Genomic DNA, 22197 nt, shown 5'->3' with positions numbered 1-22197 from the left:
GGCGCCCTGCGGCCGTGACGTCACGTCCCCCGCAGCCGACGGTGCGCTAGGGCCGTGACGATGCCCCAGCTTTCGCAGCCGACGGTGCGCTAGGGCCGTGACGGCGCCCCCCTTCCGTAACCGACGGTGCGCTACGGCCGTGACGACGCCCCCCTTCCGCAGCCGACGGTGCGCTAGGGCCGTGACGGCGCCCCCCTTCCGCAGCCGACGGTGCGCTACGGCTCTGACGTCTCCGCCTCCAGGCTCGCCCGGGTCGCCGGGCCGTACACCCCCGGTTCGTCGCCCCGGACGCCCCGGGCCAGCTGGTAGACGCGTACGCCGTCCTCGACCGAGCGGCTGAAGACGCTGTCGACCGGGCCGCCGTAGAGATTCAACTGCCGTAGCCGTAGCTGGAGTTCGCGGACCTCTGGGCCCGAGTCGCCGCGTCGCAGCACCGGGGCGGGGGCCGGGCTGGTGATCGGGGCCGCGGAGGACGGTGCGGACGGCCGGGCGGGGGAGGGGGAACCGGCCGCGCTGTGCGACGCCGACGGGCTCGGAGACGACGATGACGGCGAGGGAGACGGGCTGGGGGCGGCCGGCGTGGAGGGGGACCGGCCGGGCGACCTGGGCGCGGCCGGGGGCTCCGGTGCCGTCGGCGACGCCGGGCCCGGCGAGGTGGCGTCCGGGACGCTCTGCCTGACCTCCACGGCCGCCCGGTCCCGGGCCGGGGCGTGGTACGAGAACAGACCGCCCGCGAAGCCGGCCACCGCCACGACCGCCGCCCCCGCACCCGCGGTGGACAGCAGGACCGCCCGCCGCGACGGGCGGCGGAACCGGTCGGCGGCGGCCGACTCCGGCGAACCGGGCCCGTCCATGTCTCCGGGGTCTCCGGGGTCTCCGGACTCCAACGTCTCCCGGCCGACGCTCTCCGGCCCGGCCGGCGCGGGCTCCGTTCCCGGTGCGGACGGCGTGCCTGGTGCGGACGGTGTGCTGGGTGCGGACGGTGCGGACGGTGTGCCCGGCGCCGACGGTGTGCCCGGCGCCGACGGTGTGCCCGGTGCGGACGGTGTGCCGGGCGCGGAGGGTGTGCCGGGTGCCGACAAGGCGGGGCCGGGCTCCGGCACGTCGACGTACGGGCGGATCCGCAGCGGATCGAAGTCCTCCGCCGCTGCGGCCTCGGCCGTGCGCGTCTCGCGCAGGGTCTCGGAGGCACGTTCCGTACAGTCGCACGTCGGGCTGAGGTCAGGCCCCCGCGGCGCCCCGCACTCCGGACAGCCGCGCCCCTCGGACTCGCTCACGCGTTCGTCCCCTCCCGTCGCACCCTGACACTCTTGAACCCTTGGAGCCCCACGCCCCCGGAGCCCCACGCCCCCGGAGCTCCACGCTCCGGAGCCTGACGCCCCCGGAGCCCCACGCCCCCGGAGCCCCACGACTCCGGAGCTCCACGCTCCGGAGCCTGACGCCCCCGGAGCCCCAGCCCCCAGAGCCTGACGCCCCCGGAACACCACGCCCCGGAGCCCCACGACTCCGGAGCCTGACGCCCCCGGAGCCCCAGCCCCCAGAGCCTGACGCCCCCGGAGCCCCACGCCCCGGAGCCCCACGACTCCGGAGCCTGACGCCCCCGGAGTCCCACGACTCCGGGAGAGCCCGTCGTCGCCCCGGACCCCTGAGGCACTCGCCGCCCCGGAATCCCCGCACCCCCGAAATCCCCGGAACTCCAGAACTCCGGCCCTCCGGGCCTCCTGGGAACCCCGCGACCCCGGCCCCCCGGAGTCACTCGGCCCCCTTCGGTCACTCGGCCCCCTTGAGAACTACCGAGACTATGCGCATCTCCTTCACATCCGAAGGGCTCGGGAGGCCGTAAGCGGTGAGACCGATCACGATGGAAGGTGGACCCGAGCCCCGGGAGGTCTTCATGGCCCTGGACACGCACGGCGCGGCGAAGGACCTGAGCGGCGGAGAACACGTCACCGGAGATGTGTACGTCTCGATCGGTGCCCTTCTGCTCGGCCTGCTGCTCGCCGCGCTCGACCAGACGATCGTGTCGACCGCGCTGCCCACCATCGTCAGCGACCTCGGCGGCCTGGAGCACCTGTCCTGGGTGGTCACCGCCTATCTGCTGGCCTCGACCGCCGCGACCCCGCTCTGGGGCAAGCTCGGAGACCAGTACGGCCGCAAGCGGTTGTTCCAGGCCGCCATCGTGATCTTCCTGATCGGCTCGGCGCTGTGCGGCATGGCGCAGAACATGCCGCAGCTGATCGGCTTCCGGGCGCTGCAGGGCCTGGGCGGCGGCGGGCTGATCGTGCTGTCCATGGCGATCGTCGGCGACATCGTGCCGCCCCGCGAACGCGGCCGCTACCAGGGGCTGTTCGGTGCCGTCTTCGGCGCTGCCAGCGTGCTCGGACCGCTGCTCGGCGGGGTGTTCACCGAGCACCTGAGCTGGCGCTGGGTGTTCTACGTCAACCTGCCGGTCGGCATCGTCGCGCTCGCCGTGATCGCCACCGCCCTGCGCATCCCGCGCCACACCGCCCGCCACGTCATCGACTACCTCGGCACCTTCCTGATCGCCGCCGTCGCCACCTGCCTGGTCCTCGTCGCCTCACTCGGCGGCACGACCTGGGCCTGGGGCTCGGCACAGATCGTCGGGCTGGCCGTGCTGGGCGTCCTGCTCGCCGTGGCGTTCGTCGCCGTGGAGCGCCGGGCCGCCGAACCCGTGCTGCCACTGAAGCTGTTCGGCATCCGCACCTTCACGCTCGCCGCCCTCATCAGCTTCATCGTCGGCTTCGCCATGTTCGGCGCGATGACCTACCTGCCCACCTTCCTGCAGGTCGTGCACGGCATCTCCCCGACCCTGTCCGGCGTGCACATGCTGCCCATGGTGGTCGGACTGCTGCTGTCGTCCACGGTGTCCGGGCAGATCGTCAGCCGCACCGGCCGCTGGAAGGTCTTCCCGGTGACCGGCACGGCCGTCACCGCCATCGGCCTGCTCCTGCTGCACCGGCTCGACGAGCACAGCTCCACCGCCCGGATGAGCGTCTACTTCCTCGTCTTCGGGCTCGGACTGGGCCTGGTGATGCAGGTCCTGGTGCTCATCGTGCAGAACGCGGTCGCCTACGAGGATCTCGGCGTCGCCACCTCGGGCGCGACCTTCTTCCGCTCCATCGGCGCCTCCTTCGGCGTCGCGGTCTTCGGGACGGTCTTCGCGAGCCGCCTCGGAGACAAGCTCACCGCCGCCTTCCGCGGACTGAGCCTGCCGCCCGGCGCCACGACCGACGCGCTCAAGGCCGACCCCCGGGGCATCTCCGCGCTGCCGCCGCCGCTGCGCCCGGTGGCCCTGCACGCCTACGCGTCCGCCATCACCGACGTCTTCCTCTACGCCGCCCCCGTCGCCCTGCTCGGCTTCCTGCTGGCCTGGTTCCTCCAGGAGGACCCGCTGCGCGGCTCGGTCACCGCGCCCGAGGCCTCCGAGACCATCCCGCCCAATCCGGTGCAGCGCTCCTCCTACGACGAGGTGCGCCGCTCCCTGTCGGTGCTCGCCACCCGGGCGGGCCGCCGCGAGATCTACCGGAAGATCACCGAGCGAGCGGGCTACGACCTGCAGCCCGCGGCCAGCTGGCTGCTGCTGCGCGTCCGCAAGCACGGCTCGGTCGAGCCCGGCGAGCTCGCCGAGCGCAGCCCCGTACCGCTCCAGGTGGTCATGGCCGCCGCCCGCCAGGTCGAGGAGCGGCGCCTGGCCGAACGAAGGGGGCCGGACCTGGTGCTGACCGAGTCCGGCCGCGAGGTCGCCGAACGGCTGGCGGCCGCGCGTGAGGACTCGCTGGCCGAACTGCTCGGCGACTGGTGGCAGCCGGACCGCTCGTCCGACCTGGGACGACTGGTCAAGGAACTGACCGGCGAGCTGTGCGGCTCCGCACGCGAACGCCCGCTCGACAGCACGGTCACGAGGACGGATTGACGCGCTGCGCCGCCACCAGCTCCTTGCGGTACCAGTGCTCCGCGTAGACGTCGTCATTGTGCGGGCCGGTCTCGGTGTAGCCGAGCCTGGCGTACAGGGCACGGGCCTCGACCAGGTCGGAGCGGGTGTCGAGGACGACGCGGCGGGCCCCCAGGACACGGGCGGCCTCCTCCGCGGCCGCCACCAGGAGCGCGGCCCCGCCGGTGCCGCGCCGGTGCCGGACCACGAACACCCGGGTGAGTTCGGCGGTGTCCGGCTCCAGCAGCCGTACGCCCGCCGAGCCGGCCGGCTCACCGTCGTACCGGCCGATCAGCAACCGGCCGCCGGGCGGGGCGAGTTCGGACCCCGGCCTGGCCGCGATCCCCCGCTCCAGTTCGCCGGGGTCGGTGCGGTGGCCGTGGTGGAGGAGGTACCAGCGGTCGCTGACCTCCGTGTAGTACGCCCGCCACAGCGCGAGTGCGGCCCGGGAGTCGTACGGCTCCGGGGCGACCGTCCACGTCATGCCGGCCATTCTCGGCGGCCGGCGCACCCCCCGCGCAACCGGATATCCGGCTCGCCGCCCGGTCCGCCGGCCGCCGCGGGCGCCGTTTGTGGCCTGACTTCCGGGTCACACGGAAGGTGAGCCGGCCAGCGGGGCCGGTCCGAGGGGAAGGCAACCATGTCCACAGGCCTGATCATTCTGTTGATCGTGATCGCGGCGGTCGTGGTCGTCGGTGCGGCCGCCCTGGCGTTCCGCCGCACGCGGCGCGGTGGGCCGAGCCTGAAGCGGCGCTTCGGACCCGAGTACGAGCGGACCGTGGCCCGGCACGACGGGGACGCCAAGGCCGCCGAACGGGAGCTGACCGCACGCGTCGAACGCCACGGCGACCTGAGGGAACGTCCGCTGGACAGCGAGAGCAGGGAGCGGTACGCGGCCCGCTGGACGGCCGTTCAGGAGCGCTTCGTCGACTCGCCCCGGGAGGCGGTGGCCGAGGCCGACCGGCTGCTCGCCGAGCTGGCCGGCGTTCGCGGCTACCCCGACGGGGCCCACTACGAGGAGCAGTTCGCCGCGCTGTCCGTGCACCACGCCGACCACGTCGACGGCTACCGGCAGGTGCACCGGGTGTCCCGCGCCGGGACGAGCGGCGGCGCGAGCGAGGCCGGCGCCGGTACCGAGGAGATGCGGACGGCCCTGATCGGGGCCCGCGCCCTCTTCGACGCCCTCACCGGCCCCGGCACGGACGCCGGCCGGCACCACGCGGCCTCCGGGACGGCCGGGACCGCGGACACCACCGGTGCCTCGGTCGCCGACACCGCCGGTGACCGCTCCCACGCCCGCTCCCATGCGCCGTGGGCCCTCCACAGGAGCCGACCGAAGGAGAGCTGACGTCATGAAGGACAGGACGAACGACTCCGGCGACGAGCGCTACGCCTCCGGGCGCTCCGCGCGGACACCGGACGACGAGTGGGCTCAGGGGGAGGCGGCACCGGGCCGCCGGCTTCCCGGGGAGCCGGGTGAGGGTGTACCGGCCGGAAACATCGGGAACGCCGGGAACGCCGGAAACACAGACCGGCTGCGGGGCGAGGGCACCAGCGGCCGGCTGCCGGGTTCGACGGGCCCCGGCCGCGAGGGCCTGACAGCCGACGACCGCGTGCCGCGCGACGGCTCGACGGCCGCCGACCGGATACCGCGCGAGGGCTCGACGGCCGCCGACCGCATACAGCGCGACGGCCTGACGGATGACGACCGCATGCAGGGCGACCGCCTGAGGGCGGACGAGCGGATGTCGCGGGACGGTCTGGGTGCGGACGACCACATGCCGCGGGCCGGGCGCACTGCCGGCGACCGCACGCCGGCGGACGCGGCGCAGCCGCCGCCACCGCCGGGACCGGCGGGCATGCCCGTCTCCGGGGACGCCGGGGGGCCGGGCTCCGGCACGCAGGGCCGGCCGCACGGCTCCGAGGGCCTGCGCCCGGGAACGGAGGATCTGGGGCCGGACACACCGTCCGCGCCCGCCAGGGGAGCGGACACGTACGAGGAGCGGCGGATGCCGGACGACGGGCTCGGTGCCGCGTACACCGGTGAGGGCAGCGCGTACGCGGCCGACGACGGAAGCGTCCCCGGCGGCATCGGCCGAACCACCGCCCGGGGCACGGGCACCGATTCCGCCACGGCGGGCACGGGCACCGATTCCGCCACGGCAGGCACGGGCACCGATTCCGCCACGGCAGGCACGGGTGTCGGTTCCGCCGCCGCGGGCACGGGTGCCGGTTCCGCCGCCTCGGAAACCGGTGCGCCGCTGCTGCCGCACGAGGAGGCGGACCAGTGGGAGCAGCGGATGCGGCAGGTGGTCGCCGGCTTCGTGGACGAGCCCAGGGGCGCGGTCGAGGAGGCCGACCGGGCGCTGGAGGAGATCACCGTACGGTTCACCGAGGCCGTGACCCAGCGGCGACGCACCCTGCGCAGGTCCTGGGAGAGCGCCGAGGAGAGCGGTGTCGGTGCCGGCGCCGACACCGAGCAACTGCGTCTCGCCCTGCGCGACTACCGGGAGCTGGCCGGGCGTCTGCTACACGGCTGACTCCGGCCCGTCCCCCATGGCGGCAGCCCTGCGCTGCCGCCATTCGCGTAGGACGTCCTCGACGTCGTAGGGCTTCCTGCCCAGCGGGGGGCCCGGCGGCGGCTTGAACATCATGTCGCGGATCTTGACGTTGACGTCCTCGACGATCTTCCGGGCGATCCGCTCCGAGGGCGCCGCGTACGCCGCCTGCAGCGCGTCCTCGGCCTCCTTGCGCAGGGCCAGCGCGGGCGGCAGCACGGCCAGGCCCTCGCGCGCCATCTTCCGCTTGATCCACCACAGTTCGTCGTAGCCGCTGTCGAGATCCGCCGGCAGCGGACGGCCCGCCCCCGGCAGCCGCTCGAACTCACCGCGCGCCTGCGCGTCGCGGATCTGCTTGTCGACCCAGGACTCGAACGGGACACCGGGTGGCTTTCGCTCGGTCATGAACCCATTGTGCCGGACACGACCCGGCCGGGCGTTTTATCATGCGGCGGCGGTGGGTGATCCGGTCACCGCACCGTCACGTCCGGATGCCCGGCGCAGCACTGCTTCAGGGGGAACACGCGTGCTCGAACTCACCATGGCCACCGTCTCGGGTCCCGACGCGGGCGCCACGGCCGGCATGACGATGGCCGAGGAGCCCAGCGAGCCCGGCGCCGTCCTGCGGGTCGGCCGGGACGCCGCGCTGTGCCGGCTGGCCACCCCCGAGGACTGGCTCTTCCTCTCCCGGGTCCACCTGGAGTTCCGGTGCGGCCCCGACGGCGGCTGGCAACTGACCTGGCTGCGCGGCTCGCAGGCCGACCCGGCGTCCGAAGTGCGGTTGATCGTCGGGCAGTACACGCAGCCCCTCGCCTACGGCGCCACCGTGCCGTTGCCGCACGGCGGGTCCGGCGAGATCCTCGTCCAGGACCGCACCGCACCGCGCAGCGTCAACGTGGGCTTCTTCCACGAGGTGTGAGCCCCGAGGCCGAGGTGTGAGCCGCGGGGTATGGGCCGAGGTGTGAGCCCCCGAGGTCTCGGCAGGCAGGAGCCGAGCCGTGAGCCCATGGGACAGGCGCCGAGGTGTGAGCCGCGGGAGGTGTCCCGCGGGCCCCGGGGAGGGTTCGGCCGGTTCAGCCGAGCACCCGGGCCAGCGCGAAGCCGTCGTAGCCCTTCCCGCCGACCGTCTGGATCGCCGTGCCGTCCAACCGCGGGTGGGTGGCGATGAGGTCGATGGCGGCACGCGTCCCGGCCACGTCCGGCGCGGTGCTGCTCGCGTCGGCGACCCGGCCCTCGCGCACCACGTTGTCCAGGACGATGACGCTGCCCGCGCGGGTGAGCCGCAGCGCCCACTCCACGTAGTGCCCGTTGTTGGCCTTGTCGGCGTCGATGAAGACCAGGTCGAAGGGGGCCGGGTTCTCGTCGGCGAGCTTGGGCAGCGACTCCAGGGCCGGGCCCACCCGCACCTCCGCGATCCGCTCCAGGCCCGCCCGGGCGATGTTCCGGGTGGCCACCTCGGCGTGCTTGGCGCTGTACTCCAGCGAGACCAGCCTGCCGTCCTCGGGCAGCGCGCGGGCCATCCAGATCGTGCTGTAGCCGCCGAGGGTGCCGATCTCCAGGATCGTCCGGGCGCCCTGCAGCTGCGCGAGCAGCTGCAGGAACTTGCCCTGCGCGGCCGTGACGGCGATGGGTGGCAGCCCGGCGGCCTCGCTCTCCCGCAGCGCCGCTCGAAGCGCCTCGTCGTCCGGGGAGAGCCGGGTGATGAAGTAGTCGTCGACGTCGTGCCAGAGCTGCGACCCGCTCATGCGCCTGCTGCCTTTCCCGAATGTCTTCCCGAGGCTTCTCGGCCCTGCCCACGCCGATCATCTCAGTCGAACACCGAAGACGTGCAGAACGCACACCATTCCGGCCGTCGGCGACCCCGGGGCGCGCGGAACCGCTCAACGGCCCACGCAGGCCGGTGGCGCGGCCGGGGTATGCGGCCCGGCGACCCGGCAACCCCCTGGGGACGCGGGAGCCGCGCGAACGGCCACGACGGCGCCGTACCCGGCGGACGGCCCGCACCCGACAGGGCGCGAGCCGTCCGCACAGAGGGCGTCGCCTACCGCTCGACCGCAGGCGCGGAGCCCGGCAGCGGCCGACCCGCGCACTCGGTCATCCGCCACACCGCGAAACCGCCCACGACAGCCGCGGCCATCATGTAGTACGCGGGCATCATCATGTTCCCGGTCACCCCGATCAGCGCGGTCACGACCAGCGGAGTCGTACCGCCGAACAGGGACACGGACACGTTGAAGCCGATGGACAGGGAGCCGTAGCGCACCCGGGTCGGGAACAGCGCGGGCAGCGCGGCCGGCATGGCCGCCGTGAAGCAGACCAGCAGCATGCCCAGCGCCCCCATGCCCAGCCCCACCGCGAGCAGGCTGCCCTGGCGGATCAGCAGCAGCGCGGGGACGGAGAGGAAGAGGAAGCCCGCGCAGCCCGCGGCGATCACCGGACGGCGGCCGACCCGGTCGGTCAGCGCACCGGCGAACGGCTGGACGATCATCATCAGGGCCATCACACCGAGCACGACCAGCAGACCGTGCGTCTCGTCGTACTTCAGCTCACTGGTGAGGTAGCTCGGCATGTACGACAGCAGCATGTAGTCGGTGACGTTGAAGACCAGCACCAGCCCCATGCACAGCAGCAGCGCCCTCCACTGGCCCGAGATCATCTCGCGCAGCGGCACCTTCGGGCGGCTGGCCTCCGCCTTCTCGACCTCGGCGGCGAACGCCGGGGTCTCCTCCAGGCGCATCCGCAGATACAGGCCGATGATGCCCATCGGGCCCGCGATCAGGAACGGGATGCGCCAGCCCCAGGAGGTGAGGTCGTCCGAGGAGAGCAGCGCCGTCATCAGGGTGACCAGGCCCGCGCCGCCGATGTAACCGGCGAGCGTGCCGAACTCCAGCCAGCTGCCGAAGAAGCCGCGCTTCTTGTCCGGCGCGTACTCGGCGATGAACGTGGACGCGCCCGCGTACTCACCGCCGGTGGAGAAGCCCTGCACCAGTCGGGCGGCGAGCAGGAGCAGCGGCGCGCCGACGCCGATGGTGGTGTACGACGGAATCAGGCCGATCGCGAACGTGCCCACCGCCATCATGATCATCGTGATGGCGAGGACCTTCTGGCGGCCCACGCGGTCGCCCAGCGGGCCGAAGACCATGCCGCCGACGGGCCGGACCAGGAAGGCCGCGGCGAAGGCGCCGAAGGTCGACAGCAACTGCGCGGTGGGGTTGCCGGAGGGGAAGAAGACCTTGCCCAGGGTGACCGCGATGTAGCTGTAGACGCCGAAGTCGAACCATTCCATCGCGTTGCCGAGCGCCGCCGCCTTCACAGCGCGCTTGACCAGCGCGGGGTCGGTGACGGTGACGTCGCGGGACCTGGTGGCCCGGTGGGCCTTCAGGGGCGGGGTGACGGCAGTGACGGTCGCCAAAACGAGGCTCGCCTACCTTTCGACGGGGACAGGTACGCGGCCCGGCGACGGCGCTGCCGAGAATCGGGCCGAAAAACGACCATAGGTGCCGTTCGGCTGCCTACGTCCCGTACGCGAGTCGATGCATAGTGCAGCTAAATGGCGCCTAAGCAGGCATGTCTGCCCACTCACGCGGCGCCATTCCTGCAGCTCGGTGTGATGCTTCTCGCCCCCCTCCGGCGCAACCGCGCCCCTTTTCGACCATCTTCTTTCGGACAAAAGCGGGCGGATGTCAGGTGGCGCGGGGATGGCCTGCGTCCCTCCAAGAGGGTCTGCGCGCCTCTCGGGGTTCGCGCAGGGAACCCGGCACACGTCGTGCCGGGGGGCGAGCGGGGCGGGAGGCCGGCGGGGCGTGGCGAACGTGGAGCACAGCGGGCGACCTACGGATGTCCTGGCACCGGCCGCGGCCGGAGCGCGCCTGCGGGCGGCCCGTCTCGGGCTGTGGGCGGTGGCCGCGATCCTCGCGGTGCGGCAGTGCGCCGTCGTCCTGACCACCCCGAGCGGCGAGCGGCTCACCGACCTCGAGACCTGGGTCGGCCCCCAGGGCGTCCTGCACGTGAAGGGCTCGCTCTACGACTCGCCGCGGTTCACCGGCACCCCCTTCGCCGGGCTGGTCCTCAAGCCGCTCACGCGCTCGGCGCAGGCGGCCCTCGGCTGGGGCTGGACGTTCGGCACGCTGCTGCTGGTCGTCGCCCTCGGCCTGATCGCCGCCCGCGCGCTGCCCAAGCCGGTCAGCCGCCGCACCTCCCTGCTGGCCGCCCCGGTCGCCGTCAGCCTGCTCATGCTCTCGCTGCCGGTCCGCGACACCCTGTGGCTCGGACAGACCAGCATCATGCCCGTGCTGCTCGTCCTGCTCGGCTGCTTCGCCGTGCGCGGGGAACGGGCGAGCGGCCTGTGCACCGGCCTGGCCGCGGCCCTGCAGCCGCCACTGCTGCTGTTCGCCCCGCTGCTGTGGTTCACCGGCCGCCGCAGGGCCGCGCTCGGCACCGCCGGCACCTTCGCCGCCTGCACCGCGCTCGCCTGGGCGGCGATGCCGCACGACTCCCACACCTACTGGGTGCACCACGTGGCCGGCGTGGGCCTCGGCGGCCAGGCCGACGCCCTCGGCAACCAGTCCCTGCACGGCGCCCTGCTCCGCCTGGACCTGACCGGCCCGCTGGAGATCGGCCTCTTCCTGCTCCTGGCGGCCTGCGTCGCCGTCCTCGCCCTGCGCCGGGCGGTCCGCTACGCCCACGACGGCCAGCTGCTGCTCGCCGTCGCCCTCACCGGCTGTGCGGCGATCGTCGCCTCTCCCACCGCCTGGCAGCACCAGCTGCTGTGGCTGTCGCTCGCGGTGGTCGGCCGGGTCGGCAGGCGCGCCTCCGACCGCTACGTCTGGCCGGTGGCCGTCCTGCTGGTGACCACGCTCCCGGCGAAGATGATGCTGCCGAACATGCCGGCCATGTACCCGCTGCGGGACAACCTCGTCCTGCTCGCGGCCGTCGCCGCCGCCACGGCCGTCCCCTTCCTTTCCCGCACCTCGCCGTACTACCAGGTCCCGGTCCCCGCGGAGAGCGCCCCGCGGGTGCCGGCCCGCTTCCGTCGCGTCCCGCTCCTGCCCTTCCTGCGCCGCGTCCTCACCCGCCCGAACCTGCTCCTGGAACTGCTCCTGCTCCGCGTCACGTACGCGGCCTACCAGCAGGTACGCCTGGCCGCGACCGGCGGCACCAACTCCGGGGGCCGGGCGACCGCCGAACACCACGGGCACCTGGTCCTGAACGCCGAGCGGTTCCTGCACATCGACATCGAGCACGCCGTCAACCACGCCGTCGCGAGGATCGGCCGGCTGCGGGAGTTCTTCGACTTCTACTACGAGTCCTTCCACTTCGTCGTCCCGCTGAGCGTCCTCGCCGTCCTGTACTGGCGCCGCCCCGTCGACTACCGCTGGGCCCGCGCCTCCCTCGGCTTCGCCACCTTCCTCGCCCTGATCGGCTTCTGGCTCTTCCCGCTCGCCCCGCCGCGCCTGATGCCGTCCCTCGGCATGATCGACACCGTCCACGGCGTCCAGGACTTCTCCCAGCCGGACTACGGCACCCTGACCGCGCTCACCAACCAGTACGCGGCGATGCCGTCCCTGCACTTCGGCTGGTCCCTGTGGTGCGGCGTGGTCATCGCGGTGATCGCCAAGAAGTGGTGGATGAAGGCCCTCGGCCTCCTGCACCCCCTCTTCACCGTCTCGGCCATCGTCGCCACCGGCAACCACTGGGTGCTGGACGCGGTCGGCGGCGCGGTGGTCGTGGGCGCGGGCTTCGGCCTGTCGTACGTCTTCCAGGGCCCGCGGGCCAGGACGATGACGGCGGCGGGTGCGAGAGAGCCCCGCGAGGTGGCCGTCGGCAGCGGCTGACGGCCCGGCCGGCCCACGGTCACCGCGCACCGGCCCGACGGTCCCCGCTCGCCGCAGGGACGGTCACCGCCCGCCGCACTCGAACCAGACCGTCTTTCCGCCCTCGGTCCGCCGGGTCACGCCCCATTTGCCGACCACGACGTCGAGCAGCGCGAGCCCCCGCCCGCTCTCCGCCTCCGGAGCCGGCTCCGAGCACCGGGGGAGCCGGCCGCACCCGTCGCTCACCTCGACCCGCACGCCCGCCGTCCGCCGCGCCACGACGAGGGTGCAGCGGCGGTCGGGCACGTGCCGGACGACGTTGGAGACCAGCTCGCTGACGCCCAGCTCCACGGCGAAGACCAGTTCGGGCAGGCCCCATTCGTCCAGCAGGGAGCGGACGATCCGGCGGATGTGGCGTACCGAGTGCTCTCCGGCGGTGAGCTGCACGCGGTACTGGGGGGTGTGGGGAATGTTCAGGTTCACGGTACGAGGCTGATCCCTCGCAACTACTCTCGGCTACAGGACGGATACAACGGGTCCCGCCGTGGACCGAGTTGCCTGAGAGGGGACCGACCGTGGCCCACATCAACACCCTCGACCCGGGCGCCTCACCGCTCGACTACTACGGCTTCGAGCTGCGTCGCCACCGGGAGGCGGCCGGCCTGACCCAGCGGCAACTGGGCGACATCGTCAACTACACGGGGTCGCTGGTCGGCCAGGTGGAGACGGCCAGAAAGCTGCCGACGCAGGAGTTCAGCGAACGGGTGGACGCGGCACTGGGCACGGGCGGCCTACTGTCCCGACTCGTGGGCCTGGTGATGCGCAGCCAACTTCCGGCGTGGTTCCAGCAGGTGGCCGAGCTGGAGGTGCGGGCGACTGAGATCAGCACCTTCCAAACCCACATGGTTCACGGCCTGTTACAGAGCAAGCTCTACATGCGCTCGGTGCTCGGAGTGCTAGACCGGGACAAGCTCGACGACCGTGCCGCTGCACGACTGGCTCGCCAGTGCATCTTCGAGAAGGGGGAGCCGCCGGTCTTCTGGATGGTCCTCAGTGAGGCCGCGCTGCACCAGGAGATCGGCGGTCGTGAAGTCATGCGCGAACAACTCGCCCACCTGTTGACTTTCGCGGATGACTCCCGGATCAATATCCAGATCCTGCCGTATTCCGTGGGGGAACACGCGGGGCTGCAAGGCGCGTTCAATGTCTACCGCTTCGCCAGCGACCCGGCCATCGTCTATACCGAGGGCTATGGCAGTGGGCACCCGACCGCGAATCCAGACACCGTCAGGGATTGCTCGCTCCGTTACGATCACCTCCGAGCCGCCGCGCTCTCGATCAAGGACTCGGCGGGGATGATCCGACGGGTGATGGAGGACCGCTATGGGGAGCAAGTGGCGTAAGTCCAGCTACAGCGGGGACCAGGGCGGCGACTGCATCGAATGCGCGCCCCTCGGTCGGCTGAGCTGGCAGAAGTCGTCCTACAGCAGTGACCAGGGCGGCGAATGCGTAGAGATCGCCGAATCCCCCTGCGCCGCCATCGCGATCCGCGACTCCAAGACCCCCGCGGGACCGATGCTCACCGTCGGCCCCGCCACCTTCACCCGCTTCCTGTCCTGGACGTCGGCTACAGCCGCTGGATGATCGTCCCGGTCGCCAGGCCACCGCCCGCGCACATGGTGATGAGCGCGAACTCCTTGTCCGCGCGCTCCAGTTCGTGCAGGGCGGTGGTGATCAGGCGGGCGCCCGTCGCCCCCACCGGGTGGCCCAGCGCGATCGCACCGCCGTTGACGTTGACCTTCTCCAGGTCCTGCTCGAAGACCTGGGCCCAGCTCAGCACCACGGACGCGAACGCCTCGTTGATCTCCACGAGGTCGATGTCACTCAGGGACATGCCCGCCTTGCCGAGCACCGCGTTGGTCGCGTCGATCGGGCCGTCCAGGTGGAAGTGCGGGTCGGCACCCACCAGCGCCTGGGCGACGATCCGTGCCCTCGGCTTCAGCTTCAGGGCGCGAGCCATCCGCTTCGACGCCCACATGATCGCCGCCGCGCCGTCGGAGATCTGGGACGAGTTGCCCGCGGTGTGGATGGCGTTCGGCATCACGGTCTTCAGCCCCGCCAGCGCCTCCGGGGACGTGTCCCGCAGCCCCTCGTCCTTGTCGACCAGCCGCCACATGCCCTGCCCGGCGTGCTGCTCCTCCTCCGTGGTGGGCACCTGCACGGCGAAGGTCTCGCGCTTGAAGCGTTCCTCCGCCCAGGCGTGGGCCGCCCGCTCCTGGGACCGCAGGCCCAGCGCGTCGACGTCCGCGCGCGTCAGGCCACGGTGCCGGGCGATGCGCTCGGCCGCCTCGAACTGGTTGGGCAGGTCGACGTTCCACTCGTCGGGGAACGGCTTGCCCGGACCGTGCTTGGAGCCGGAACCGAGCGGCACCCGGGACATCGCCTCGACGCCGCAGCTGACCCCGACGTCGATGACGCCCGCGGCGACCATGTTGGCCACCATGTGCGAGGCCTGCTGGGAGGAACCGCACTGGGCGTCGACCGTCGTGGCCGCCGTCTCGTACGGCAGCCCCATCGCCAGCCAGGACGTGCGCGCGGGGTTCATGGACTGCTCGCCGGCGTGGGTCACCGTGCCGCCGACGATCTGCTCGACCGCGTCGGCGGGAATGCGGGTGCGCCCGAGGAGTTCACGGTAGGTCTCGCCCAGGAGATAGGCGGGATGCAGGTTGGCGAGCGCGCCGCCGCGCTTGCCGATCGGGGTGCGTACGGCTTCGACGATCACGGGTTCGGCGGCCATGGGTGCTGGTCCTCTCCGAGAGGGCTCTCCTCCAGAACTGGTACGCGTTCTAGTTCTCCGTGCAGTCTGCGGACGTGATGTCCGTCACCGCAAGAGTCTTGCAGGTCTCGAAGCCGTGATCTGCGCGAACTCCACACCGATTGGAAGGGTCGTACCCCTTGCGGGTTCTAGAACCCGTTATTACGTTCACGGCACTTGCTGATGGTCCGTCAGATGGCTGGGAGTCACCCATGCACTGCCCCGCGCTGCCCGACGGGTTCGACTTCACCGACCCCGATCTGCTGCACCACCGTGTGCCCCTCCCGGAGTTCGCCGAGCTGCGCCGTACCGAGCCGGTCCGCCGGATCCCGCAGCAGCACGGGGTCGCGGGCTTCGCCGACACCGGCTACTGGGCCGTGACCAGGCACGCCGACGTCAAGTACGTCTCCACGCACCCGGAGCTGTTCTCCTCCACCCTCAACACGGCGATCATCCGCTTCAACGAGCACATCCGGCGCGACGCGATCGACGCGCAACGGCTGATCCTGCTCAACATGGACCCTCCGGAACATACGCGGGTGCGCCAGATCGTGCAGCGGGGCTTCACGCCACGCTCCATCCGCGCCCTGGAGGACCGGCTGCGCGCCCGCGCCGAGGCGATCGCCGCCGCCGCCCGCGCCCGCACCGGCCCCTTCGACTTCGTCACCGAGGTCGCCTGCGAACTGCCCCTGCAGGCCATCGCCGAGCTGATAGGCGTCCCGCAGGAGGACCGGACCAAGATCTTCGACTGGTCGAACAAGATGATCGCCTACGACGATCCCGAGTACGCGATCACGGAGGAGGTCGGCGCGCAGTCGGCCGCCGAGATCATCGCCTATGCGATGAACATGGCCGCCGAGCGCAAGCGGTGCCCCGCTCAGGACATCGTGACGACGCTGGTGGCGGCGGAGGACGAGGGCAACCTGAACTCCGACGAGTTCGGCTTCTTCGTGCTGATGCTGGCGGTGGCCGGAAACGAGACGACACGGAACGCCATCACCCACGGCATGCACGCGTTCCTGACCCATCCCGGGCAGTGGGACCTGTTCACGCGCGAGCGTCCGCCGACCACGGCCGAGGAGATCGTGCGCTGGGCGACCCCGGTGAACTCCTTCCAGCGGACCGCCACCCAGGACACCGAGCTGGGCGGGGTCGAGATCAGGGCGGGGGACCGGGTCGGGCTCTTCTACGCCTCCGCCAACCACGACCCCGAGGTCTTCACCGACCCCGACGCCTTCGACATCACCCGCGACCCCAATCCCCACCTGGGGTTCGGCGGCGGCGGCCCCCACTTCTGCCTCGGCAAGTCCCTCGCGATCCTGGAGATCGACCTGATCTTCCACGCGATCGCCGAGGCGATGCCCGGCCTCCGCCTCGCCGAGCCCCCGCGCCGCCTGCGCTCGGCCTGGATCAACGGAGTCAAGGAACTGCGGGTCACCGCCGGCTGACGCACCGACCGGGCCCGACGGTGCCGCTCACTCGCGGCCCGACGCCACCACCGCCAGCACGGCCGAGGCCACCGCCGCCACCAGCAGCGGGATGCCGAGGCCGTGATGGAGGACCAGCCAGGCACCCAGGAAGGCGCCGGCGAGCATGGCGATCACGGAGGCCGTGCGGCGCGGCGAGCGGCGGCCGGTGCCGTCGCCCAGCCGGGACTCGGAGGCCAGGCCGGTCAGGGTCATCGTCAGGACCGTGGTCGTCAGGTCGGCGACCCCCAGTTTGCGTACCGTGGCGTTGCGCAGGCCCATCGCGAAGGCGGTGAGCGCGATGAGCGCGTAGCGGGTGCCGGTCGTGTCCGGCCAGGCGAAGGCGACCGCCGCCGACGCGCCGACCAGGACCGCCTCCGCCGTCAGCGTCAGCCGGGTCCAGCGGCGCCGGGAGCCGCTCCCGGCGTGTGCCGCCACCCGGCCGCCCACCACCGCGCCGAGCAGGAAGCACGCCAGCGAGGTGGCCGTGTGCGGCACCGAGAAGCCGGGCGCACCGGCCGCCGCGAAGCCCAGGACGACCACGTTCCCGGTCATGTTGGCCGTGAAGACCCGGCCGAGGCCCAGGTAGCTGACGGCGTCGATCAGTCCGCTGACCACGGTGAGGACCAGCAGCACGACCACCAGCCGCAGCCCGCGCAGTTCCGGGTCGGGTGCGGGTGCCGCCTCGCTCGGTGCCGTCGTCATGAATCCTCCGTGGTGCCGGACGGACAGGTCCACGACCACTCCACCACGGGCCACCGGGCCGTGCCCGGACATGCGCGCGCACCCTCGCCGAGCGAAAGGCGAGGGTGCGCGGGCGTTTTGGGGATGCGGCTCAGTACCAGCCGTTGGCCTGCCAGAAGTTCCAGGCCTGGGTCGGGCTGCCGTAGCGGGAGTTCATGTAGTCCAGGCCCCACTTGATCTGGGTGGCCGGGTTGGTCTTCCAGTCGGCGCCGGCCGAGGCCATCTTGGCGCCCGGCAGCGCCTGGACCAGGCCGTAGGCACCGGAGGAGCTGTTGGTGGCGGAGGCGTTCCAGCCGCTCTCGTGCTCGACGATCCTGCTGAAGGCGTTGTACTGCGCGGAGTCCGGGATCATCTTGTGCGCGATCGCCTGAGCGGAGGTGGCCGCGGTGGGAGCGGCCTGGGCGGGCGCCGCGGCCAGAGCCATACCGGCGGTGGCGGCGGCCACGGCGACGGTGGTGAGGGCCTTCTTCGGGGAAGCGATGCGGCGGATGAAGGAGACGGACACGGAGAACCTCTTGCGTCGGGGACAGGGGGTCGCCCGCATGGCATGGACCACGCGCTGTGGCCGTATGCGTCGGCTCCTCGACCCGGAAGGGCTCGGGGTGCCTGGCGACGTCGTCCAGAGAAACAGGCTCGCGACCTGTCCGCAATGACCCCTTTTACTAGTTGTGGCCGGATCCAGGGGAAGCGTCGCCGATGTGGCGTGGCTCTCAAAGTGCAGGTCAGGAAGGGTGTCATGTGGTGCGTATCGGACAAATCAGACTACGGCCCTCCGTCGTAGGTGACCTGCGTCATGTGGGGCGCTTCACCACCCCGCGCACGGACGGGAGGCGAGTCCTCACGCGGAGGCGCGGCTGACCGAGACGCCGGTCACACGGTGGGGTCCTCGAAGGTGACCGCGGTCTCGAACGCGGCCCGGCGGGTGGCCCGGCGCAGCGCGCGCAGCACGGCCGGGCCGAGGGCCAGGGTCAGCAGCACCGTGCACACCGCCCGGCCGAGATCCCAGCCGAGGGAGGTGGCCACGCAGTAGGCGACGAAGCGGGCCAGGTTCGCGGGGAGTGCGGCATGCGGGTCGAAGGAGATGTTCGTGGCCGCCCTACCGAGGAAGGGCCAGCCGGCCATGTTCATGATCGTTCCGTAGGCGAAGGCCGCCAGGAAGCCGTACGCCGCCAGCAGCAGCAACTCGCCCCGCCCGCGCAGCCGCACCGGGCCCGGCAGCAGGCCGGCGCCCATCGTGAACCAGCCCATCGACAGCATCTGGAACGGCAGCCACGGCCCGACCCCGCCCGTGAGCAGCGCGGACGCGAACATCGTCACCGAGCCGAGCACGAAGCCGAAGCCGGGGCCGAGCACCCGCCCGCTGAGCACCATCAGGAAGAACATCGGCTCGATCCCGGCCGTGCCCGCGCCGATCGGGCGCAGCGCGGCCCCCGTCGCGGCCAGCACCCCCAGCATCGCCACGGCCTTCGGGCCCAGGTCCGACTCGGAGATCGTCGCCGCCACGACCGCGACCAGCAGCACCAGCAGGCCCGCGAAGAGCCAGGGCGCGTCCTGGGCGTGGGCGCTCAGCCGGGTGCTGGGCGGGGCGAGGAAGGGCCAGCCGAAGGCCACCACGCCGACCGCGCTGACCAGCACGAGGGCGGCGAGGGAACGGGGGCGCAGGCGCACCGCCCGGATCCGCGAGGCGGCGGGAGCGGGAGCGGGGACAGGGGCGGGGTCGGGTGCGGGGGCGGCGCTCATGCCAGTGCCCTTCGTACCTCGGCCACCGTCAGCCATCGCTGCGGGGCCAGGATCTTCGTCACCTGCGGGGCGAAGGAGGGCGACGACACCACCGTCTCGGCCGTCGGGCCGTCGGCGATCACCTCGCCCTCGGCGAGCAGCACCACGCGGTGGGCGATCTCGGCCGCCAGCTCCACGTCGTGCGTGGCCAGCACGATCGCGTGCCCCCGCCCGGCCAGGTCGCGCAGTACGGCCGCCAGCCGGGCCTTCGCCGCGTAGTCCAGGCCGCGCGTCGGCTCGTCCAGCAGGAGCAGGGGCGGCCGGGCGGTGAGCACGACGGCCAGCGCCAGCGCCAGGCACTGGCCCTCGGACAGGTCACGGGGGTGGGTGCCGTCGCTGATCCCCGGCAGCAGTTCGGACACCAGGGCCCGGCAGGTACCGGGCTCGGCGCCCGCGTCCCGGTCGGCGGCCGCGCACTCGGCGCCCACCGTGTCGGCGTACAGCAGGTCGCGCGGGTCCTGCGGGACGAGTCCGGCATGGCGCACCAGCTCGCGGGGCGGGGTGCGGTGCGGGACGGCTCCGCCGACGCGGACCGAGCCGGCGCTCGGCCGCACCAGTCCGACGAGCGCGCCGAGCAGGGTGGACTTCCCGGCCCCGTTGCGTCCCATGAGCGCGACCGTCTCGCCCGGGGACACGGTCAGGTCCACGTGCCGCAGCGCGTCGACCCGGTCCCGGCGAACGGCGAGGGCGTGAACTTCGGCGACGTGCGGGGCGGCGGCGGTATCCGCCCGCGCGGCCTTCGGGTGTGCGGTCTGCGGGGTGGCGGAGGGTCGGCGCCGGAAGAGGGCGAGGGGGTGACGGGGGCGTTTCCCCGGGGCGGCGGCTGCTGGTGCGGGGGTGGACGGGGTCGCCTGCCCGCGCCGGCGGGGGGCCGCCGCGCCCACCCGTGCCGGCCCAGCGGCACGACTGCCCGCAGCCGAGTCGTTGTCGTGACCGGCCGTGGCGTGGGTGGTCAGGCGGTCGCGCAGGGGGGTGGCTCGGCGGCGGGCGTCGCGCACGGTCAGGGGGAGGGGGGACCAGCCCGCGAGCCGGCCCAGGTCCACGACCGGCGGGTACACCGGGGACACCGCCATCACCTCGGCCGGGGTGCCGACGACCGGGGCGGCGCCGGGTGCGGGCAGCAGCACGACCCGGTCCGCGTAGTGGAGCACCCGCTCCAGGCGGTGCTCGGCCATCAGGACGGTCGTCCCCAGGTCGTGCACCAGCCGCTGCAGCACGGCCAGCACCTCCTCCGCCGCGGCCGGGTCCAGTGCCGACGTCGGCTCGTCCAGCACGAGCACCTCGGGGTGCGGGGTGAGGACCGAGCCGATCGCGACCCGCTGCCGCTGCCCGCCGGACAGCGTGGATATCGGTCGGTCCCGGAGTCCGGCCAGGCCCAGCAGGTCCAGGGTCTCCTCCACCCGGCGCCGCATCACCCCGGGAGCGAGACCCAGCGACTCCATGCCGTAGGCCAGTTCGTCCTCGACGGTGTCCGTCACGAAGTGGGCGAGCGGGTCCTGCCCCACCGTGCCGACCACGTCGGCCAGTTCACGCGGCTTGTGGGTACGGGTGTCCCGGCCGGCCACCGTGACCCGGCCGCTCAGGGTGCCGCCCGTGAAGTGCGGGACCAGCCCGCTGACCGCGCCGAGCACGGTCGACTTGCCGACCCCGGACGGGCCGATCAGCAGCACCAGTTCACCCTCCGGCACCTCGAAGTCGACACCCCGGACGGTGGGTTCGGCCGCGCCCTCGTAGGTCACGCCGACGTTCTCGAAGCGGATCACGACGGCTCCTCGGTGTGGGGGGACGCCTCGGCGGTCCTGGCCGGCGCGAGGGGCCGCGGTACGACGAAGGCGGGCAGCAGGGCGAGCAGGACCGCTGCGGCGGGCCACAGCGGAAGCGTGGGCGCGACCAGCGGTACGACACCCGGGTGCAGCGCTTGCGGATCCCGCGCGGAGGCGAGCGCGAGCAGCCCGGCGACCACGACGCCCGAGCCCGCGACCAGCCAGGCCCGTACACCCCACGGGTCCGGACGGTAGCGGCTGCGCAGGGAACGGCGGCCGCCCAGCCGCAGACCCGCGAGCGCGGCGGCCACCCCGGCGAACAGCACCGGCAGCCCGTACGTACCGCCCTCCGCGGTGAGCAGCCCGTACGTGCCCGCGCACACGCCGAGCAACCCGCCGAGGGTGAGCGTGGCCGTCGTACGGCGGACCCGGGCGGGGACGTCGGCGGTGCGGCCGTAACCGCGGGACTCCATCGCGGCGGCGAGCGCGACCGAGCGTTCCAGCGCGCCCTCCAGGACCGGCAACCCGACCTGGAGCAGGCCCCGTACGCCCCGGTCCGGACGGCCGCGCAGCCGGCGGGCGGCGCGCAGTCGCTGGACGTCGGCGACGAGGTGGGGCGCGAAGGTGAGCGCGACGACGACGGCCACGCCCGTCTCGTACAGCGCGCCGGGCAGGGACTTCAGCAGCCGTGAGGGGCTGGCGAGGGCGTTCGCCGCACCCACGCAGATCAGCAGAGTGGCCAGTTTCAGGCCGTCGTAGGCGGCGAAGACGAGCGCCTCGGCGGTCACCTTGCCGCCCAGGCGGATGCCCTGCGCCCAGCGGGGGAGCGGGACTTCCGGAAGGGCGAACAGGGTGTGCGTGCCGGGGATGGGCGAGCCCAGCGCCACCGCGAAGACGACGCGGACGAGGATGACGGCGAGGGCGAGTCGGACGAAGGCCGCGTAGGAACGCGCCCAGGGGGCGGGGGAGCGGTGGATCGCCACGACGTAACCGGAGGCGGCGACAAGGAGGGCGAGGAGCAGGGGATTGGTGGTACGGCTGGCCGCGACACCGAGCCCCACAGCCCAGACCCACCAGGCCCCAGGATGCACCGCCCCCCGATAAGCCCCCCGCCCCCCAGGCCGCCGACGGCCCGCCGAGCCCCTCACACCCACAGGTGCCGTCAACTCCTCAGGGGCGCGGGGAACTGCGCGCTCGGCCAGGGACGGCCCGCAGGTGCACGCGTCGCCCGGCCCGCGCTGGCAGGCCGGTTCCGTCACAGCCACCGGCGCCGCCGACTCCTCAGGGGCGCGGGGAACTGCGCGCCC

The 22197-nt window shown here is 73.0% G+C and carries 20 protein-coding genes; 8 read left to right on the top strand and 12 right to left on the bottom strand.

Translation table 11 applies throughout. From position 1 onward, the window contains the following. Positions 1-215: 215 nt before the first annotated feature. Positions 216-854: a peptidoglycan-binding domain-containing protein gene (locus ABVB68_RS06180; protein WP_353599835.1), complete on the bottom strand. Its 639-nt coding sequence runs from the start codon at positions 852-854 to the stop codon at positions 216-218. Positions 855-1894: 1040 nt separating this feature from the next. On the opposite strand from ABVB68_RS06180, the gene ABVB68_RS06175 reads away from it, so the two are divergent. Then, positions 1895-3934 carry an MFS transporter gene (locus ABVB68_RS06175; protein WP_503006030.1) on the top strand — a complete coding sequence of 680 codons (2040 nt, stop codon included), beginning with the start codon at positions 1895-1897 and terminating at the stop codon, positions 3932-3934. On the opposite strand, the gene ABVB68_RS06170 is transcribed toward ABVB68_RS06175, so the two are convergent. Further along, a complete protein-coding gene (locus ABVB68_RS06170; protein ID WP_353599833.1) occupies positions 3918-4436 on the bottom strand; it encodes a GNAT family N-acetyltransferase in 519 nt (172 codons plus the stop codon). The genes ABVB68_RS06175 and ABVB68_RS06170 overlap by 17 nt on opposite strands. A 156-nt stretch (positions 4437-4592) precedes the next feature. Here ABVB68_RS06170 and ABVB68_RS06165 point away from each other — a divergent pair, with 156 nt between their 5' ends. Together ABVB68_RS06165 and ABVB68_RS36860 are read left to right on the top strand one after the other, a co-directional pair. Next, positions 4593-5300, top strand: coding sequence for a hypothetical protein (locus ABVB68_RS06165; RefSeq protein ID WP_353599832.1), 708 nt, complete (start codon positions 4593-4595; stop codon positions 5298-5300). A gap of 4 nt (positions 5301-5304) precedes the next feature. After that, positions 5305-6492: a hypothetical protein gene (locus ABVB68_RS36860; RefSeq protein ID WP_503006024.1), complete on the top strand. Its 1188-nt coding sequence runs from the start codon at positions 5305-5307 to the stop codon at positions 6490-6492. On the opposite strand, the gene ABVB68_RS06155 is transcribed toward ABVB68_RS36860, so the two are convergent. Next, complete coding sequence (locus ABVB68_RS06155) at positions 6481-6915, bottom strand: DnaJ family domain-containing protein (RefSeq protein ID WP_353599831.1); 435 nt, start codon at positions 6913-6915, stop codon at positions 6481-6483. The genes ABVB68_RS36860 and ABVB68_RS06155 overlap by 12 nt on opposite strands. 121 nt (positions 6916-7036) lie before the next feature. Between ABVB68_RS06155 and ABVB68_RS06150 the strand changes: the two genes are divergently transcribed. After that, positions 7037-7429: a hypothetical protein gene (locus tag ABVB68_RS06150; RefSeq protein ID WP_353599830.1), complete on the top strand. Its 393-nt coding sequence runs from the start codon at positions 7037-7039 to the stop codon at positions 7427-7429. A 154-nt stretch (positions 7430-7583) separates the two neighbouring features. On the opposite strand, the gene ABVB68_RS06145 is transcribed toward ABVB68_RS06150, so the two are convergent. Both ABVB68_RS06145 and proP read right to left on the bottom strand, forming a co-directional pair. Then, complete coding sequence (locus tag ABVB68_RS06145) at positions 7584-8255, bottom strand: O-methyltransferase (RefSeq protein ID WP_353599829.1); 672 nt, start codon at positions 8253-8255, stop codon at positions 7584-7586. Between the two features lie 296 nt (positions 8256-8551). Further along, positions 8552-9922 (bottom strand): glycine betaine/L-proline transporter ProP, encoded by a 1371-nt coding sequence (gene proP, locus ABVB68_RS06140; protein WP_353599828.1) that lies wholly within the window; start codon positions 9920-9922, stop codon positions 8552-8554. A gap of 391 nt (positions 9923-10313) precedes the next feature. Between proP and ABVB68_RS06135 the strand changes: the two genes are divergently transcribed. After that, positions 10314-12344 (top strand): bifunctional glycosyltransferase 87/phosphatase PAP2 family protein, encoded by a 2031-nt coding sequence (locus ABVB68_RS06135; RefSeq protein WP_353599827.1) that lies wholly within the window; start codon positions 10314-10316, stop codon positions 12342-12344. Between the two features lie 63 nt (positions 12345-12407). Here the strand turns inward: ABVB68_RS06135 and ABVB68_RS06130 are convergent, their stop codons facing one another. Next, on the bottom strand, positions 12408-12806 hold the full coding sequence (locus ABVB68_RS06130) for an ATP-binding protein (protein ID WP_353599826.1): 399 nt from the start codon (positions 12804-12806) through the stop codon (positions 12408-12410). 92 nt (positions 12807-12898) lie between these two features. Here ABVB68_RS06130 and ABVB68_RS06125 point away from each other — a divergent pair, with 92 nt between their 5' ends. Next, complete coding sequence (locus tag ABVB68_RS06125; RefSeq protein ID WP_353599825.1) at positions 12899-13726, top strand: helix-turn-helix domain-containing protein; 828 nt, start codon at positions 12899-12901, stop codon at positions 13724-13726. Further along, positions 13707-13967, top strand: a complete 261-nt coding sequence (locus ABVB68_RS06120) for a DUF397 domain-containing protein (protein WP_353599824.1) — start codon at positions 13707-13709, stop codon at positions 13965-13967. Before ABVB68_RS06125 ends, ABVB68_RS06120 begins: the two co-directional genes overlap by 20 nt. On the opposite strand, the gene ABVB68_RS06115 is transcribed toward ABVB68_RS06120, so the two are convergent. Beyond that, positions 13951-15120 (bottom strand): steroid 3-ketoacyl-CoA thiolase, encoded by a 1170-nt coding sequence (locus ABVB68_RS06115; RefSeq protein WP_353599823.1) that lies wholly within the window; start codon positions 15118-15120, stop codon positions 13951-13953. The two genes, ABVB68_RS06120 and ABVB68_RS06115, sit on opposite strands and share 17 nt — an antisense overlap. Before the next feature lie 230 nt (positions 15121-15350). Here ABVB68_RS06115 and ABVB68_RS06110 point away from each other — a divergent pair, with 230 nt between their 5' ends. Then, on the top strand, positions 15351-16586 hold the full coding sequence (locus tag ABVB68_RS06110) for a cytochrome P450 (protein ID WP_353599822.1): 1236 nt from the start codon (positions 15351-15353) through the stop codon (positions 16584-16586). A 27-nt stretch (positions 16587-16613) separates the two neighbouring features. Here ABVB68_RS06110 and ABVB68_RS06105 read toward each other — a convergent pair whose 3' ends face one another. From ABVB68_RS06105 to ABVB68_RS06085, 5 genes are all read right to left on the bottom strand, one after another. After that, the gene (locus tag ABVB68_RS06105; RefSeq protein ID WP_353600041.1) at positions 16614-17309 is read right to left on the bottom strand and encodes a YoaK family protein; all 696 of its coding nucleotides are present in this window, start codon (positions 17307-17309) and stop codon (positions 16614-16616) included. Between the two features lie 130 nt (positions 17310-17439). After that, a complete protein-coding gene (locus ABVB68_RS06100) occupies positions 17440-17853 on the bottom strand; it encodes an aggregation-promoting factor C-terminal-like domain-containing protein (protein ID WP_353599821.1) in 414 nt (137 codons plus the stop codon). 365 nt (positions 17854-18218) lie between these two features. Next, positions 18219-19088: an ECF transporter S component gene (locus ABVB68_RS06095; protein ID WP_353599820.1), complete on the bottom strand. Its 870-nt coding sequence runs from the start codon at positions 19086-19088 to the stop codon at positions 18219-18221. Further along, complete coding sequence (locus ABVB68_RS06090) at positions 19085-20890, bottom strand: ABC transporter ATP-binding protein (protein WP_353599819.1); 1806 nt, start codon at positions 20888-20890, stop codon at positions 19085-19087. Before ABVB68_RS06090 ends, ABVB68_RS06095 begins: the two co-directional genes overlap by 4 nt. Continuing rightward, a complete protein-coding gene (locus tag ABVB68_RS06085) occupies positions 20887-22038 on the bottom strand; it encodes an energy-coupling factor transporter transmembrane component T (RefSeq protein ID WP_353600040.1) in 1152 nt (383 codons plus the stop codon). Before ABVB68_RS06085 ends, ABVB68_RS06090 begins: the two co-directional genes overlap by 4 nt. Between the last annotated feature and the right edge of the window lie 159 nt (positions 22039-22197).

The organism is Streptomyces sp. NPDC096012 (assembly GCF_040426375.1).
Lineage (GTDB): Bacteria > Actinomycetota > Actinomycetes > Streptomycetales > Streptomycetaceae > Streptomyces.
This window is presented reverse-complemented; position numbering and strand designations above follow the sequence as displayed.

Bases quoted from the DNA above. Each gene is read 5' to 3' on its own strand.
- ABVB68_RS06180 (WP_353599835.1), bottom strand. From the start codon at position 854: ATGGACGGGCCCGGTTCGCCGGAGTCGGCCGCCGCCGACCGGTTCCGC.
- ABVB68_RS06175 (WP_503006030.1), top strand. From the start codon at position 1,895: ATGGCCCTGGACACGCACGGCGCGGCGAAGGACCTGAGCGGCGGAGAA.
- ABVB68_RS06170 (WP_353599833.1), bottom strand. From the start codon at position 4,436: ATGACGTGGACGGTCGCCCCGGAGCCGTACGACTCCCGGGCCGCACTC.
- ABVB68_RS06165 (WP_353599832.1), top strand. From the start codon at position 4,593: ATGTCCACAGGCCTGATCATTCTGTTGATCGTGATCGCGGCGGTCGTG.
- ABVB68_RS36860 (WP_503006024.1), top strand. From the start codon at position 5,305: ATGAAGGACAGGACGAACGACTCCGGCGACGAGCGCTACGCCTCCGGG.
- ABVB68_RS06155 (WP_353599831.1), bottom strand. From the start codon at position 6,915: ATGACCGAGCGAAAGCCACCCGGTGTCCCGTTCGAGTCCTGGGTCGAC.
- ABVB68_RS06145 (WP_353599829.1), bottom strand. From the start codon at position 8,255: ATGAGCGGGTCGCAGCTCTGGCACGACGTCGACGACTACTTCATCACC.
- ABVB68_RS06120 (WP_353599824.1), top strand. From the start codon at position 13,707: ATGGGGAGCAAGTGGCGTAAGTCCAGCTACAGCGGGGACCAGGGCGGC.
- ABVB68_RS06115 (WP_353599823.1), bottom strand. From the start codon at position 15,120: ATGGCCGCCGAACCCGTGATCGTCGAAGCCGTACGCACCCCGATCGGC.
- ABVB68_RS06110 (WP_353599822.1), top strand. From the start codon at position 15,351: ATGCACTGCCCCGCGCTGCCCGACGGGTTCGACTTCACCGACCCCGAT.
- ABVB68_RS06105 (WP_353600041.1), bottom strand. From the start codon at position 17,309: ATGACGACGGCACCGAGCGAGGCGGCACCCGCACCCGACCCGGAACTG.
- ABVB68_RS06095 (WP_353599820.1), bottom strand. From the start codon at position 19,088: ATGAGCGCCGCCCCCGCACCCGACCCCGCCCCTGTCCCCGCTCCCGCT.